At 65.6% G+C, this 14,474-nt stretch carries 14 protein-coding genes; 5 read left to right on the forward strand and 9 right to left on the reverse strand.

Annotated features, from left to right (window positions below):
- The first annotated feature begins 23 nt into the window (after positions 1-23).
- Complete coding sequence (recQ, locus tag AC1DE3_RS19125) at positions 24-1,862, forward strand: DNA helicase RecQ (RefSeq protein WP_476780032.1); 1,839 nt, start codon at positions 24-26, stop codon at positions 1,860-1,862.
- A 272-nt stretch (positions 1,863-2,134) separates the two neighbouring features.
- A complete protein-coding gene (gene gyrB / locus AC1DE3_RS19130) occupies positions 2,135-4,573 on the forward strand; it encodes a DNA topoisomerase (ATP-hydrolyzing) subunit B (RefSeq protein WP_441509866.1) in 2,439 nt (812 codons plus the stop codon).
- Positions 4,574-4,680: 107 nt separating this feature from the next.
- Here the strand turns inward: gyrB and AC1DE3_RS19135 are convergent, their stop codons facing one another.
- From AC1DE3_RS19135 to soxY, 9 genes are all read right to left on the reverse strand, one after another.
- The gene (locus AC1DE3_RS19135; RefSeq protein WP_441509867.1) at positions 4,681-5,067 is read right to left on the reverse strand and encodes a c-type cytochrome; all 387 of its coding nucleotides are present in this window, start codon (positions 5,065-5,067) and stop codon (positions 4,681-4,683) included.
- 39 nt (positions 5,068-5,106) lie between these two features.
- A complete protein-coding gene (locus tag AC1DE3_RS19140) occupies positions 5,107-6,378 on the reverse strand; it encodes an FCSD flavin-binding domain-containing protein (protein ID WP_476852663.1) in 1,272 nt (423 codons plus the stop codon).
- A gap of 4 nt (positions 6,379-6,382) precedes the next feature.
- A complete protein-coding gene (locus AC1DE3_RS19145) occupies positions 6,383-6,907 on the reverse strand; it encodes a DsrE family protein (RefSeq protein ID WP_476780034.1) in 525 nt (174 codons plus the stop codon).
- A gap of 35 nt (positions 6,908-6,942) precedes the next feature.
- Complete coding sequence (locus AC1DE3_RS19150; RefSeq protein WP_476780035.1) at positions 6,943-7,263, reverse strand: c-type cytochrome; 321 nt, start codon at positions 7,261-7,263, stop codon at positions 6,943-6,945.
- A gap of 5 nt (positions 7,264-7,268) precedes the next feature.
- Complete coding sequence (locus AC1DE3_RS19155; protein WP_476780036.1) at positions 7,269-8,018, reverse strand: c-type cytochrome; 750 nt, start codon at positions 8,016-8,018, stop codon at positions 7,269-7,271.
- The gene (gene soxC, locus AC1DE3_RS19160; protein ID WP_441509872.1) at positions 8,002-9,276 is read right to left on the reverse strand and encodes a sulfite dehydrogenase; all 1,275 of its coding nucleotides are present in this window, start codon (positions 9,274-9,276) and stop codon (positions 8,002-8,004) included. The genes AC1DE3_RS19155 and soxC overlap by 17 nt, the downstream gene beginning before the upstream one ends.
- Positions 9,277-9,322: 46 nt before the next feature.
- Positions 9,323-11,020, reverse strand: coding sequence for a thiosulfohydrolase SoxB (soxB, locus tag AC1DE3_RS19165; protein WP_476852664.1), 1,698 nt, complete (start codon positions 11,018-11,020; stop codon positions 9,323-9,325).
- Positions 11,021-11,119: 99 nt separating this feature from the next.
- Positions 11,120-11,449, reverse strand: coding sequence for a thiosulfate oxidation carrier complex protein SoxZ (gene soxZ / locus AC1DE3_RS19170; protein ID WP_476780038.1), 330 nt, complete (start codon positions 11,447-11,449; stop codon positions 11,120-11,122).
- 41 nt (positions 11,450-11,490) lie between these two features.
- Positions 11,491-11,955 carry a thiosulfate oxidation carrier protein SoxY gene (soxY, locus tag AC1DE3_RS19175; RefSeq protein WP_476780039.1) on the reverse strand — a complete coding sequence of 155 codons (465 nt, stop codon included), beginning with the start codon at positions 11,953-11,955 and terminating at the stop codon, positions 11,491-11,493.
- Between the two features lie 167 nt (positions 11,956-12,122).
- On the opposite strand from soxY, the gene soxA reads away from it, so the two are divergent.
- Genes soxA through AC1DE3_RS19190 form a run of 3 tightly spaced genes read left to right on the forward strand, consistent with a single transcriptional unit; the run spans position 12,123 to position 14,468 of the window.
- On the forward strand, positions 12,123-12,953 hold the full coding sequence (gene soxA, locus AC1DE3_RS19180; protein WP_476780040.1) for a sulfur oxidation c-type cytochrome SoxA: 831 nt from the start codon (positions 12,123-12,125) through the stop codon (positions 12,951-12,953).
- Positions 12,954-12,963: 10 nt separating this feature from the next.
- Complete coding sequence (gene soxX / locus AC1DE3_RS19185) at positions 12,964-13,572, forward strand: sulfur oxidation c-type cytochrome SoxX (protein ID WP_476780041.1); 609 nt, start codon at positions 12,964-12,966, stop codon at positions 13,570-13,572.
- A gap of 8 nt (positions 13,573-13,580) precedes the next feature.
- Positions 13,581-14,468 carry an MBL fold metallo-hydrolase gene (locus AC1DE3_RS19190; protein WP_476780042.1) on the forward strand — a complete coding sequence of 296 codons (888 nt, stop codon included), beginning with the start codon at positions 13,581-13,583 and terminating at the stop codon, positions 14,466-14,468.
- Positions 14,469-14,474: the final 6 nt, after the last annotated feature.

Below are 14,474 nucleotides of genomic sequence, written 5' to 3' on the forward strand. Positions count from 1 at the left end.
CGGCTGCGGCACACCCCTTCCCCATGTCGCCATCCCGCGAATCAGAAGCCCGCGCGATCCTGAAATCCGTGTGGGGCTACGATGATTTCCGCCCCGGCCAGTGGGAGGTGATCGAAGCTGCCCTTACCGGCCGCGACGTCTTCGCGGTGATGCCGACCGGCTCCGGCAAATCGATGTGTTACCAGCTCCCGGCGCTGGTCGCGGGCGGCCTCACTCTCGTCGTCTCGCCCCTGATCGCGCTGATGCGCGATCAGGTCGGCCAGCTCGTCCGGGCCGGAGTGCCGGCTGCCTCGCTCAACTCGATGAACAGCGAGAGCGAGGCCACCGAGGCCTGGGACCGCCTCAACGCGGGCGATCTGCGGCTCCTCTTCGTCTCGCCGGAGCGGCTTGCCGGAGAGGGGCTGGTCTCGCGCCTCAAGCGCATCGGGGTGACGCGGCTCGCCATCGACGAGGCGCATTGCGTCTCGCAATGGGGCCACGACTTCCGCCCGGAATATCGGCTGCTCGCCAAGACGCGCGAAGCACTTGGCGGCGTGCCGGTGACGGCGCTGACCGCCACCGCCGACCGGCAGACCCAGGCCGACATCGCCGCCCAGCTCTTTCCGCAGCCGCCGCAGATGGTGGTGCATTCCTTCGACCGGCCGAATCTGAAGCTCGCCTTCGCGCCGAAGGATCAGCCGCGTCGGCAGATCGACGATTTTCTGCGGCGCCACCGCAACGGCTCCGGCATCGTCTACTGCTCGTCGCGCAACAAGACCGAACGGCTCGCCGAAGGCCTGCGCGAGAAGGGCTGGAACGCGCTCGCCTACCATGCCGGGCTGGAGCAGGCGGAGCGCAACCGCAACCAGGACACCTTCCTGCAGGAGGACGGCGTCGTCGTCTGCGCCACCATCGCGTTCGGCATGGGCATCAACAAGCCGGATGTGCGCTTCGTCGTTCATGCCGACATGCCCGGCTCGATCGAGAGCTACTATCAGGAGATCGGCCGCGCCGGCCGCGACGGCCTGCCGGCAGACACGCTCACCCTCTACGGCGTCGACGACATGGCGCTCCGCCGCCGCCAGATCGACGAGAAGCCGGTCGACGATGAGCGCAAGCGCATCGAACACAAGCGCCTGAACGCGATGATCGACCTCTGCGAGAATGCATTGTGCCGGCGCAGCGCGCTGCTCAGCTATTTCGGCGAGGAGACGCCACCCTGCAGGCATGGCCAGGCCCCGTTCCGCTGCGATCTCTGCGGCGCCGAGGCGCCGGCGCTTCAGGACGCGACGCTCGATGCGCGAAAACTGCTCTCGGCCGTGATCCGCTCGGGCGAGCGCTTTGGCGCCGGTCACCTCGCGGACATCCTGACTGGGACGGCGACCGAGACGATCCGCCGCCAGAACCATGACGGGCTCAAGACCTTCGGCGTCGGCTCGGACAAGCCCAAGGCGGCCTGGACCGGGCTGACGCGCAAGCTCTTCGCCGCCGGCGCGCTGGCCGAGGCCAGCACCGAGCATGGCGGCTTCCGCCTGACGCCGAAGGGCGAGGACATCCTGTTCGGCCGGGAGAGCATCGCGCTCAGGGCCGATCCCTTCGCCGAGCGTCGCTCCCGCCGCGGAGAGCGCGATGCCGCCCGCGCCGACGGTCTCGACGAGGGCACGGCCGCCCTCTTCGAGCATCTGCGCAAGCTTCGGCTTCAGCTCGCCCGCGAGGAAGGCGTCGCGGCCTACATCATCTTCACCGATCGGACCCTGATCGCGATGGCGCGCGAGCGGCCGCTCGGTCTCGAAGAGATGCGCGCGATCGAAGGCGTCGGCGAGCGCAAGCTCGCGCAATATGGCGAGGCCTTCATCGAGGCGATAACGGAATTTCGGGGGTAGGCGCTCCGGCCTGGGCAGCCGTCATTCTCGGGCGGAGCGAAGCGTAGACCCGAGAATCTCTGACATGCGGCAACGCCGGAGCCTCCATCGGCATGCGATGCTCGGGTCAAGCCCGAGCATGACGCTCTGTTCCGACGCCGAAGACACCGGCATCAACGCGCCGACTCGCACACGCGCGCCTATGCGCGTGAAAAAGCCATCGTCTACCCCTATATTGTCCTTTCGAATCAGGATCATCGCGGGCACTCGCTCGCCCGCTCAGGGACCACTTCATGACCGATGCCGCGCTCAGCGCCCAGCCAGACGACTACGGCGCCGATTCCATCAAGGTTCTCAAGGGTCTGGATGCCGTTCGCAAGCGGCCTGGCATGTATATCGGCGACACCGATGACGGCTCCGGCCTGCACCACATGGTCTACGAAGTCGTCGACAACGCGATCGACGAGGCGCTCGCCGGACATGCGGACCTCGTCACGGTGACGCTGAATGCCGACGGGTCGGTCACCGTGACCGACAACGGCCGCGGCATCCCGACCGATATCCACAGCGAGGAAGGCATCTCGGCGGCCGAGGTCATCATGACCCAGCTCCATGCCGGCGGTAAGTTCGACCAGAACTCCTACAAGGTCTCGGGCGGCCTGCACGGCGTCGGCGTCTCCGTCGTCAATGCGCTCTCGGTCTCGCTCAAGCTGCGCATCTGGCGCGGCGGGCATGAGCATTTCATGGAATTCCGCCATGGGGACGCGGTGGCGCCGCTCGCGGTGGTCGGCCCGCAGGGCGACAAGCGCGGCACGGAGGTCACCTTCCTGCCGTCGCAAGAGACCTTCACCATGGTGGAGTTCGACTACAAGACGCTGGAACACCGGCTGCGCGAGCTCGCCTTCCTGAATTCGGGCGTGCGAATCGTGCTGACCGATGCCCGCCATGCCGAGGTGGTCCGTGAAGAGCTGATGTATGATGGCGGCGTCGAAGCCTTCGTGCGCTATCTCGACCGGGCCAAGACGGCGGTGATCGAAAAGCCGATCATGCTGACCTCGGAGAAGGACGGCATCACCGTCGATGTCGCCCTGTGGTGGAACGACAGCTACCACGAGAACGTGCTCTGCTTCACCAACAACATTCCGCAGCGCGACGGCGGCACCCATCTCGCCGGCTTCCGAGCCGCGCTGACGCGCCAGGTCACCGGCTATGCCGAGAGCTCGGGCATCTCGAAGAAGGAAAAGGTCTCGCTGACCGGCGACGACTGCCGCGAAGGCTTGACCGCGATCGTCTCGGTCAAGGTCCCCGATCCGAAGTTCTCGTCGCAGACCAAGGACAAGCTGGTTTCCTCTGAAGTCCGCCCGGTCGTCGAGAACGTCGTCAACCAGGCGCTCTCCGAGTGGCTGGAAGAGCATCCGAGCGAGGCCAAGACCATCGTCGGCAAGGTGGCGGAAGCCGCTGCCGCCCGCGAGGCCGCCCGCAAGGCACGCGACCTCACCCGCCGCAAGGGCGCGCTCGATATCGCCTCGCTTCCGGGCAAATTGGCTGATTGCCAGGAACGCGACCCGGCCAAGTCCGAACTCTTCATCGTCGAGGGTGACTCGGCCGGCGGCTCCGCCAAGCAGGGCCGCGCCCGCGAATACCAGGCTGTGCTGCCGCTGCGCGGCAAGATCCTGAACGTCGAGCGAGCCCGCTTCGACAAGATGCTCTCCTCCGACCAGGTCGGCACGCTGATCACGGCGCTCGGCGCCGGCATCGGCCGGGCCGATGCCGAACAGGGCGGCTTCAACCTGGCGAAGCTGCGCTACCACAAGATCATCATCATGACCGACGCCGACGTCGACGGCGCCCATATTCGTACCCTGCTGCTGACCTTCTTCTACCGGCAGATGCCGGAATTGATCGATGCCGGCCATCTCTTCATCGCCCAGCCTCCGCTCTACAAGGCGGCACGCGGCAAGAGCCATGTCTACCTGAAGGACGAGCGGGCGCTGGAGCAATATCTGGTCGACTCGACGGTCGACGGCGCCACCTTCCGCACCGGCGACGGCATCGAGCGCGGCGGCGCGGATCTGCGCGTCCTGATCGAGGAAGCTCGCAACGTGCGCAATGCGCTGTCGCAGCTGCATTCGCGCTATGACCGGCGCGTCGTCGAGCAGATGGCGATCGCCGGCGTGCTGCATCCGGTGAGCGAGGAGAACGAGGCGCAGGCGAACGAGGCCGCAGCCTATGTCGCGCGCCGGCTCGATGCGATCTCTGACGAGTTGGAGCGCGGCTGGGAAGGCAAGGTCAGCGAAGGCGGCTTCGTCTTCTCGCGCATGGTCCGCGGCGTGAAGCAGGCGGCGACGATTGATGCCGGCCTGCTCGCCAGCGCCGAGGCCCGCAAGCTCGATGCCGCGGCGCTCTCGCTGCAGGAGGCCTATGCCAAGCCCGGCACGCTCGCCCGCAAGGGTGATTCCTTCACGATCAATGGGCCGAGCGATCTGTTCGATGCGGTCTCGACCATCGGTCGCAAGGGCGTCGCGCTGCAGCGCTACAAAGGACTGGGCGAGATGAACCCCGACCAGCTCTGGGAAACGACGCTCGACCGCGACGTGCGCTCGCTGCTGCGGGTCAAGAACGACCAGAACGACGAGGCCGACGATCTCTTCGTCAAGCTGATGGGCGATGTCGTCGAGCCGCGACGCGAGTTCATCCAGACGAACGCGCTGAACGCGACCGTCGACATCTGATTTCGGTTTTGCTTATCCGAACGCCTTGAATCGAGACCGAGGCTGCGACGCGCAGGTGGAAGGCCGCGAACGGGAGACCAGCCGCCGGATGGCGGCCGGTCTGGAAATCACATCTTCTTGCCGTCCTTGCCGAATTGTTTGAGGAAGGCCGTCAGATCCATGATTTCCTTCTCGTTCTTGATGCCCGCGAAGACCATCTTCGTTCCCGGGATCTTGGCCTTCGGGTCCTTGATGTATTCGGCGAAATTGGTTTCGTCCCAGGTCAGATTCGCCGCTTTGTTCGCCGTCGAATAGCTGTAGCCCTCGACCGAGCCCGTATGGCGCCCGAAGAGGCCGTTCAGCTCCGGACCGACGCCATTCTTAGCCGTCTCACCAAGCTGGTGACAGGCCCTGCACTTATTGAAGGAGCGCTCGCCGGCGGAGACATCCTGCGCAGGGGCCGGCTGTGCCGCGACAAGTGCGAGCAGGAAGGGAACGGGGATCAACGTCTTCATCGGATTCCTCTGTGGCGGTGTGAACAGGAAAAAGCTGCGCTAACCGAGCATGTCGGCCGTCATCGCGGCATACCAGGACAGGTTCTCGACCTCGTTCTGCTTACGAAGCTCGGCCGCTTCGCCGTTCTGGGACACGAAAGTCTCGATCGCCGCGATGCGTCCGTCGCGCGGCTCGTAGCGCCCGCCGACCTTGATCGCGTCGTCGGTCTCGACCAACGACCAGCAGGTGTTGAGATAGCGCGGCGGAAAGCTGCGCGCGCCCGTGAGCTCCGCGCGGATCGTCATTGCCGCGACCTTGGCCTGGCTGTTGGCCGCGAAGGCGGATTTCGGCATATCACCGGCGATGCAGGCATCGCCGAGGACGTAAATGTTCGGATCGGCCGTTGATTTCATCGTCGCGGGGTCGATCGCACAATAGCCGCCCATAGGCGCAAGGCCGGCGCTGCGCGCGATCTCGCCGGCCATCTGCGCCGGGATCACGTTGACGAAGGCGCAGTCGCGGTAGGTTTCGAAGCCGGTCACCACGGTGTTCGTCGCCGGATCGACCGACTTGATGCCGTCATGCACCTTCGGCCCGAGCCATTCGATCATGGTGCCGTAATGCGCCTCCCAGCCTTCCTGGAAGACTCCCTGCTTCGAGAAGCTTTCCTTGGGATCGAGGATGACGATTCGCGCATCGCCCCGGCCGCTGCTCTTGAGCACATGGGCGAACATCGAGGCGCGCTCATAAGGTCCGGGCGGACAGCGATAGGGATTGGGCGGCGCGATCATCACGATGGTGCCGCCATTCGGCACGGCATCGAGCTTGCGCTTGATGAGCTGCGTCTGCGTTCCCGGCTTCCAGCCATGGGGCATCGCCTCCTCCCCGGCTTTCGACCAACCGGGAACGGAATCATATTTGAGGTCGATGCCGGGCGAGACGACGAGGCGATCGTAGGGCAGCCTGCGGCCGTCGGCGAGCACGACCTCGCGCTTGTCTCGATCGATCTGCGTGGCGCGGGCCCTGGCGAGCGTGATGCCGTGCCGGCTCACCAGCGCATCATAGCGATGGGTGATCTCGTCGTAGCTCTTGAACCCGCCGAGATAGAGGTTCGAGTGGAAGCAGGTGTGGTAGAGCTCGTTCTCCTCGACCAGCGTTACGGCGAGGGCCCCGTCGGCGTCCTTGGCCAGGTAGCGGGCGGCCGTGGCCCCGCCGGCACCGCCGCCGATCACCACCACGCGCGCCCTGGCCTGGCCGAGCACGGCAGGCGCCGCCAGCGTCGCCGCGGCGATGAGGCCGGAGCGCATCAATCCCCTGCGATCGATCCGCATGGCGCTAACCGATCTTCATATAGGTGAAGCCCTTGGATTGCAGCGCCGCGACGGCAGCCACTCCCGAGGGCACGAAGCTGATGAAGGACGCGTCACGCGCCTTGGCCTTGTCGATCCTGTTACGCTGAAAGGTGATCTCGCAGAGGTGGATCCGCAGGCCGCTCTTGGCGACATCCTCGACCCGTTCGAAGATTTTCGGCACCATGGCCTCGTCCGCCCAACTCGTTCCCTCCAGGGAGTTGAGGAAGAACTTGACGCCTGCACCATGGGCGACGACGACGATCTGCAAGGCGAAGGGATCGGCCCCATAAGCCGAATAATGGTTCGAAATATTCGTCAGCATCTGCACGAAACGCTGCGGGTCGCCAAAATCGCAGTGGTATAGGCAGGCGACATCGGCCTCCTTCTTGAGATCCGCCAGGCTGACCTGTGGCGGAGCGGCCGCGGCTGCCGTCGCAGCGGCGGCCAAGCCAGAAGCCGCAGCCGCGAGCAGCCCGCGGCGCGACGGTATCCCAGCGCAATCCGTCATCGTCTTCCTCCCTGTTCGCCGCCGCATATCGACGGTCAGGGGGCCGTTTTCAGCCCCTCGTAATAGGCGGCCAGAGCCGCAACTTCCTCCGCGGAAAGCTGCCGGGCGACGTTGCGCATCGCGGCGTTGTCCCGGTCTCCCAAGCGATAGGCATCCATCAATGCAGTGAACTGATCCACCGGCATTCCCGCGAGCCCAGGGATGGCGCCGGCCTTCGGCGCATTGCCATGACAGGTCGCGCATTCCGCCGAGAGATATTCACCGAGCGCGCGATCGCCCGCGGCATGGGCCTGCCCGACAGCCAGCCCTGCCGCCACGGCGGCAAAGCCAATCCAGCCGGGCGCGCCCTGGGCCATCCCCATCAATCGACTTTCGGCGCGGTCTTGGAGTCCGGCGTCACGTCGAGCACAGTGGCGCGCCCGGTGATCCGCACCTCGCTCTTGCAGTCCTTCATGCAGGGCTGCCTGCCCCAGAACGACTTCTCCGCCGTCTCGCGGTCGTCGTCATAGAAGGCGGAGGCATTCGGCAGCTTCACCGAGGTGAAGTTCTTGTCCGAGAGCTCGAAATCCTCGTCCTTCACGATGTCGTTCAGATAGAGCAGATAGGCCGTCAGCGCGTAGACCTGATCCGGCTCCAGCGACTGCGCATTGCCGAAGGGCATCGCGCGATGGATGTAGTCGTAAACCGTCGAGAGATCGGGCCAGAACGAGCCGATCGTCTTCTCCGGCCGGTCGTCCTTGAGCGAACCCTGCCCGCCCGCGAGCACAGGCCAGCGACCATTGCCCTGCCCGAACTCGCCATGGCAGCTGGCGCATTGCGCCTGAAAGATCTCGTCGCCCTGGCGGACCGTGCCCTTGCCCGGCGGCAGGCCCTTGCCATCGGGCCGGACGTCGATCGACCAGGCCTTCACTTCCTCGGGCAGCGCCTCGCGGCCGAGACCCGTCCTGGCGGGAGCCGCCGGGCCTCCGCCGGGCGGCTGCGACTGGACGACATGGGGATGCTTCGGCTGGGAATGCTGCTTGTGCGCGGGCTGTGCCAGCAGGGGCCCGGCAATGGCGACCACGAGCCCGGCCGCGCCGGCGAGCAGCGCGATCCTAGGAGATTTCGACATTCTCGGTCTCCCCGTTCGGCTTCACATGCCAGGTCTGGATGCCGTTGTTGTGGTAGATGGAGTTCGCGCCGCGGATCTTGCGAAGTTCCTCCTTCGTCGGCTGGACGTAGCCGGTCGAGTCCATCGCGCGCGACTGCACCAGCAACTCGCCGCCATTCCAATCGAAATCGACATAGAAGCGCGTCAGCGATTTATCGAGAACAGGGCCGTCGATGCGGGCCTGCTGCCAGTTCTTGCCGCCGTCCAAGGTGACGTCGACACGCTTGACGGTGCCGCGGCCCGACCAGGCGAGACCCGAGAGCACATTGCGGCCCCTGGCCTTCAGCGGCGCCTGCGGCGAAGGGTTGGTGACGACCGACTTCGCATCCATGATGAAGGTAAAGCGGCGCGAGCGCCCATCCGCCAGCAAGTCGGTGTATTTCGAGGTCTCCTCGCGCGCCATCCACGGCATGTCTCCGACCTCGATGCGGCGAAGCCACTTCACCCAGAGATTGCCTTCCCAGCCCGGGATGACCGCACGCAGCGGATAGCCCTGCTCCGGGCGCAGCGCCTCGCCGTTCATGGCGAAGGCGACGAGCACATCGTCGAGCGCCTTCTCCAGCGGCAGGGACCGGTTCATGCCGGCAGCGTCGGCCCCTTCCAGCATCAGCCATTTCGCGCTGGGCTTCAGCCCCGCCTCGGCGAGGATCACCTTCAACGGCACGCCCGTATACATGACGTTGTGGACCATGCCATGGGTGAACTGGCAGCCATTGAGCTGCGACCCGCGCCATTCCATACCGGAATTCGCCGCGCATTCGAGGAAGTGCACGCGATTCTCGCGCGGCATCCGCTTGATGTCCTCCATGGTGAAGACGAGCGGCTTGTCGACGAGACCGTGGATCATCAGCCTGTGGTTAGCCGGGTCGATATCGGCGATGCCAGCATGGTGACGCTCGAAGCACAGCCCCGAGGGCGTGATGATGCCGTCGAGATCGTGCAGCGGCGTAAAGTTCACCGAGGATTCCGGCGAGGCCGTGAGCCAGGGCACGTCGCGACGGATCACATTCTTCTCGAAGCGCGAGGGCGAACCGTAAGGGTGCTTGTCGACCCCCTCGCCGAGATAGCGGTTCCAATCCTGCACCTCGGTAATCAGCGGATCGGGCTTGGCCGTTTCCGCGCGGGCGACGCCTGCCGTCGCGAGGCCGGCACCGGCCAATGCGGCGCCACCGAGGAAACCACGCCGGCTCGGCGCCGGATTGTCAGCGTGCGAGGTCATTCTCTCATGTCCTCCGATCAGTTTCGCGGCCAGGCGGTCGCGGCGCTCATGCGCCGCTGACCTTCACGGCGTTGTTGGGTTTCGGCGCGATCGTCTTGGTCGCGGCCACATGATCGCGCACCACGTCCCAGATCGGCGGACCTTGCGTACCTTCGTTGACGCTCGCCCAGCCGGAGACGACATAGTGCTTGCCCGCCTCGATCTGCTGGCCGGATTTCAGGTGGGTGAGCTCGGAGATGCGGCTGCCCATCGGCTTGGCGACGTTGATCGCGTAGCCCATGCCGCCGACTCGGACCATGTCGCCACCACCCTGGAAATAAGGATCGGGGTGGAAGATGTTGTCGGCGACGTCCTCCAGCACATCCTTGAGCTGCTGGCCGGTCATTTCCATCCGGTAGCAGTTCGGATAGGTGATGGCGGTGGCATTGGTGATCGCTTCCCAGGTGATCGCCTCGCCCGGCAGCAGCGAGCCGCCCCAGCGGAAGCCCGGCGAGAGCGTGATCTCGGCGTCGCGCTGCTGCATCATCGCATCGCAGATCAGGTCGTCGAAGGTGCCGTTGAAATTGCCGCGACGATACAGCAGCGCGTCCGTCCGGCCGATCTCCCTGGCGAGATCGGCGGCAAAGGGCTCGCGCAGCTTCGTCACCAAGGCAGCCATTTCAGGGTCGGGCGCGATCGCGTCGGCGAAAACCGGCAACAGCTTGAAACGGAGATCGGCGAGCTTGCCGTCCTTCACCGAAAGATCGAGACGCGACAGGAACTTGCCATGCGAGCCGGTCGCGACGAGCACGGTGTCGCCGACGCGGATCAATCCCGGCATCGCGTCATGGGTGTGAGCCGTCAGGATGACGTCGATACCTTTGACCCGCGAAGCGAGCTTGCGGTCGACGTCGAAGCCATCATGCGAGAGCAGCACCACGACTTGGGCGCCCTCGGCGCGGGCTTCGTCCACCTGCTTCTGCAGTTCCTCCTCGCGGATACCGAACTCCCAGTCCGGGAACATCCAGCGCGGATTGGCGATGGCGGTGCGCGGCAGGGCCTGGCCGATCACGGCGATCCTGGCGCCGCCCTTCTCGAAGATCTTGCGCGGCGGGAAGACCGGCTCGTTCCATTCCTTGTCGCGGATATTCTGCGCGAGGAAGGCGAAAGGCGCGGTTTCGACGATCTCCTTGACCCGGTCTGCACCGAGCGTGAACTCCCAATGCGAGGTCATCGCGTCGACCTTCAGCGCTGTCATGGCGTCGACCATGTCTTGGCCCCTGGTTTGCAGCGCGCTCCAGCTGCCCTGCCAGGTATCGCCGCCATCCAGCAGCAGCACGTTGCCGTCGCCACGCTCGGCCCGTACCGCCTTGACCAGCGTCGCGATACGATCGAGCCCGCCCATGCGGCCGTAGTTGCGCGCAAGCTGGACGAAATCGTCAGAGGTGAGAGCGAAGGCGTCGGGCGTTCCCGCGGCGATCTTGAAGTAATCGCGGAAGGCGGCGTCGGTCAGATGCGGCGGCAGGCCCTTGACCTCGCCGACGCCGAGATTGACCGAGGGCTCGCGGAAATGCAGCGGCACGAGCTGGGCATGGATATCGGCCAGGTAGAGGATGGTGACCGTGCCCAGCGGATCGAAGCGCAGGATGTCGGCCTGCGAAAGCTTCTGCTGTGCGGCCGCACGTCCGAGGGGACCGAGCCCCGAGGCGGCGGTGATCGCCGCCGCCGCGGCCGTCGCCTGAAGAAATTCGCGTCTTGAGATCATGTGTCGTCCTTCGGAGACGCGCATGTCGCGCCCCGGGAGATGATCGATGGTCGAAGCGGATCCGGAGGCGCCCTCGGCGCGCGCCGGCAGGGACCGGCGTCAGCCGACAGTCAGCTTGCTCTTGGCCGTGTAATCGGAGCCGTCGTCATCCTTCCAGACGAAGGTGAACTCGCCGGACTCGGCGGCCTTGAAGAAGAAGGACTGGTAGGGGTTGGCGGAGATCGCCGGGTTCCAGTCCGCGACGAAGACCGGCTTGCCGTTGAAGCTCGCCGTGAACTTGTTGATGATCTTGCGCGGGATCGTCTCGCCCCTGGCGTCCTTGCGCTGCCCGGATTCCATTTCATGCGAGATCAGCGTCTTGATCTCGATCATCTCGCCGGGCGCAGCCTTGGCCGGGACGCGGACGCGGGGCGTCGGTTTCGTGCTCATGGTTTCCTCGCCTTTTTTCGTCGTTTCGCGGGGTCGGCTTGTCAGCCGCCGCAGCCGCCGATCGTGACCTTCACATTCGCTTTGGCGGAGTAGAGGTCGCCGTTCGACATTTCGGCGATGCAGATCACATCCTGCGTCTGGGCGAGGCGCATGCGGGTCGCGGCGGAAGCCTTTCCGCAGGCCGGCGTGAACTGGTAGCTGACCACGCCGGGCTGCGGATTGCCGTCGGCGAAGACGTGGACCGCCTTGACGTAATCGGCATCCGTCATCGGGCTTTCGACCTCGACATTGACCGGTACGACGAGGCCGTTCTCAGCGATTTCCGGGACGTCGAGCTTGATCTTGCCCTGCGCCATCTTCTTGTCGCCGTAGAGCTTCTTGATCTCGGCAGCGACCGCTTTCTCGTCGGCGAAAGCCAGGCGCGGCGCGATCGCCGCAGCGGCGAAAGCCATGGCCGCAGCCTTGATCGAGTCGCGGCGCGACAGCCCTGAAAGGCCCTTCTTCATTCGCGTTCCTCCCTGGAACTGGTCTCATTTTAATGCTTGACGGGGCGGCGAAACGCCGCACATCATTTGCACGTATCGTTATATCGATTTTTTTGAATGTAAAGCCCCTCGAAGGGCTGAAGGCACCCGCAGCATAAGCGGGCGATGAGGAAACGAAAGGGCTAGGGATGAAGATTCCGGTGATCGCGGCGGCCGCATTCGCGGCTGCCCTGACATTTGCTGCCGGCCTCGTGTCGGCGCAGTCACCACAGGACGACAGCGAGAAAGAGATCGAACGCTATCGCCAGATGCTGTCGGACCCGTTCTCGAATCCCGGCTTCCTGGCGGTCGATCGCGGCGAGGCGCTGTGGAGCGAGGCGAGAGGAACGAAGAACGTTTCGCTCGAAGGCTGCGACCTCGGCGAAGGCGCCGGCAAGCTCGAAGGCGCCTATGCGAAGCTGCCACGCCATTTCGCCGATGCGGACAAGGTCATGGATCTGGAGCAGCGCCTGCTCTGGTGCATGGAGAAGGTCCAGGGACTCGACACCAAGGACGTCGTCGCCCGCCGCTTCTCCGGTCCAGGCAAGGCCTCCGACCTGGAAGATCTCGTCGCCTTCATCGCCAACAAGTCGAATGGCATGAAGATCGAGCCACCGCTCTCGCACCCGAAGGAGAAGGAGGCGGCCGCCGTCGGCGAGGCCCTGTTCTACACGCGCGGCGGCGTCAACGACTTCTCCTGCGCCACCTGCCATGCGGAGGAAGGCAAGCGCATCCGCCTTCAGGGCCTGCCGAATCTCTCGGTCAAGGGAAAGACCGCGCAGGAAACCATGGCCTCCTGGCCGACCTATCGCGTCTCGCAGAGCGCGCTGCGCACCATGCAGCATCGGCTCTGGGACTGCTACCGCCAGCAGCGCTGGCCCGAGCCGGCCTACGGCTCGGAGGCACTGACCGCCCTGACCGTCTTCCTGGAGACCCGGGCGGAAGGCGGCGAGCTCAACGTTCCCTCAATCAAGCGCTGAGGACAAGACGATGCTGAAACTCGCCATCGCGCTCGCCGCCGGCGTTCTCCTCGCCGGACAGGCGGCCGCGCAGGAGCGCCCCAGCCAGGCGGTCATCGACGCCTATCTGCACTCGACCTTCGGCAAGGCCTCGCCGGAATGGCAGGCCCGGATCAAGCCCGACGAAACCCTCGCGATCTGCAACACGACGCGGAACAATCCGTCGTCGGCGCAGTCCGACGAGATCCTGAAGCGTGAGGCCACGCGCGTGACCTACCCGGCCGACGGCAAGTTCCTCGGCGATTGGAAGAAGGGCTACGCCGTCGCCAATAACGGCCGCGGCGGCCAGTTCTCCGATCCGCCCGGCACGGTCGCCGGCGGCAACTGCTTCGCCTGCCACCAGCTCGATCCCAAGGAAGTGAGCTACGGCACATTGGGCCCCAGCCTCGCCGGCTATGGCAAGGACCGCAAATACGATGCCGAGAGCGTCAAGGACGCCTACACCAAAATCTACAACTCGATGGCGGTGGTGCCCTGCTCCAACATGCCGCGCTTCGGCGTGAACAAGGTCCTCAGCGAGGCCCAGATCAAGGATGTAATGGGCTATCTGTTCGACCCCGAATCGCCGGTCAACAAATAGGCCGGGCCATGCTGACACGCCGCCTGCTGCTCGCCGCCGGAGCCGCGAGCCTCGCCGCTCCGGCCGCCGCGCAAGTCGTGACCAGGCTCGGGCCCGAGGCGGAGCAGCTCACCATCCTGAGCGATGGGGGCTTCGAAATGCCGCTCGCGATGCTGGCGCGCGAGGTGCCGACCGACGCGATCGCGGCCGAGACCGGACCGGCCGATCCTTATCGGACGGTGCTGAACGTCACCTGCCTGCGGCGCGGCGCCGACCTCATCCTGTTCGATTGCGGAGCCGGCGCACATTTTCTGCCCGGCTCGGGGCAATTGCAGGAGAGCCTGCGCGCCGCCGGCATCGAGCCGGAAGCCGTGACGCATGTGCTCTTCACCCATCTGCATCCGGATCACTTCTGGGGGGCGCTCGACGAGTTCGATAGCCCGCTCTTCCCGAATGCGCGCTGGCTCGCCGCCGCCCGGGAGATCGATTTCTGGACGGCGCCGAAGGTCTACGAACAATTGCCGGCCGACCGGCACGCCTTCGCCGCAGGGGCGCAGCGCATCGCCAGAGGGCTTGGCGACAAGCTGGAGCGTCTGCAGGCCGGGGGCGAATGGCTGCCCGGAATCGCGGCAGTCGAGACGGCCGGTCACACGCCCGGACACGTCTCCTTCGCCTTCGAGGCGGGAGGCCAGCCCGTGATGGTTCTGGGCGATGCGCTCACCCATCCGCGAATTTCCTTCGCCTATCCCGAATGGCGGCCCGCATCCGACCAAGATGCCGATGTGGCGGTCGCCACGCGTCGATCCCTGCTCGACAGGCTGAGCGCGGACCGGACGATCGCGATCGGCTATCATCTTCCCGGAGCGGCAGGCCGTGTCGAAAAGCACGGCCCGGCCTATCGGTTCACCGCAAGCTGAGCGGCG

The organism is Allobosea sp. 10L417, assembly GCF_056395485.1.

Excerpts from the sequence above, each read along its gene's own strand:
- recQ (WP_476780032.1), top strand. The coding sequence starts at position 24 with ATGTCGCCATCCCGCGAATCAGAAGCCCGCGCGATCCTGAAATCCGTG.
- gyrB (WP_441509866.1), top strand. The coding sequence starts at position 2,135 with ATGACCGATGCCGCGCTCAGCGCCCAGCCAGACGACTACGGCGCCGAT.
- AC1DE3_RS19135 (WP_441509867.1), bottom strand. The coding sequence starts at position 5,067 with ATGAAGACGTTGATCCCCGTTCCCTTCCTGCTCGCACTTGTCGCGGCA.
- AC1DE3_RS19140 (WP_476852663.1), bottom strand. The coding sequence starts at position 6,378 with ATGCGGATCGATCGCAGGGGATTGATGCGCTCCGGCCTCATCGCCGCG.
- AC1DE3_RS19145 (WP_476780034.1), bottom strand. The coding sequence starts at position 6,907 with ATGACGGATTGCGCTGGGATACCGTCGCGCCGCGGGCTGCTCGCGGCT.
- AC1DE3_RS19150 (WP_476780035.1), bottom strand. The coding sequence starts at position 7,263 with ATGGCCCAGGGCGCGCCCGGCTGGATTGGCTTTGCCGCCGTGGCGGCA.
- AC1DE3_RS19155 (WP_476780036.1), bottom strand. The coding sequence starts at position 8,018 with ATGTCGAAATCTCCTAGGATCGCGCTGCTCGCCGGCGCGGCCGGGCTC.
- soxC (WP_441509872.1), bottom strand. The coding sequence starts at position 9,276 with ATGACCTCGCACGCTGACAATCCGGCGCCGAGCCGGCGTGGTTTCCTC.
- soxB (WP_476852664.1), bottom strand. The coding sequence starts at position 11,020 with ATGATCTCAAGACGCGAATTTCTTCAGGCGACGGCCGCGGCGGCGGCG.
- soxZ (WP_476780038.1), bottom strand. The coding sequence starts at position 11,449 with ATGAGCACGAAACCGACGCCCCGCGTCCGCGTCCCGGCCAAGGCTGCG.
- soxY (WP_476780039.1), bottom strand. The coding sequence starts at position 11,955 with ATGAAGAAGGGCCTTTCAGGGCTGTCGCGCCGCGACTCGATCAAGGCT.
- soxA (WP_476780040.1), top strand. The coding sequence starts at position 12,123 with ATGAAGATTCCGGTGATCGCGGCGGCCGCATTCGCGGCTGCCCTGACA.
- soxX (WP_476780041.1), top strand. The coding sequence starts at position 12,964 with ATGCTGAAACTCGCCATCGCGCTCGCCGCCGGCGTTCTCCTCGCCGGA.
- AC1DE3_RS19190 (WP_476780042.1), top strand. The coding sequence starts at position 13,581 with ATGCTGACACGCCGCCTGCTGCTCGCCGCCGGAGCCGCGAGCCTCGCC.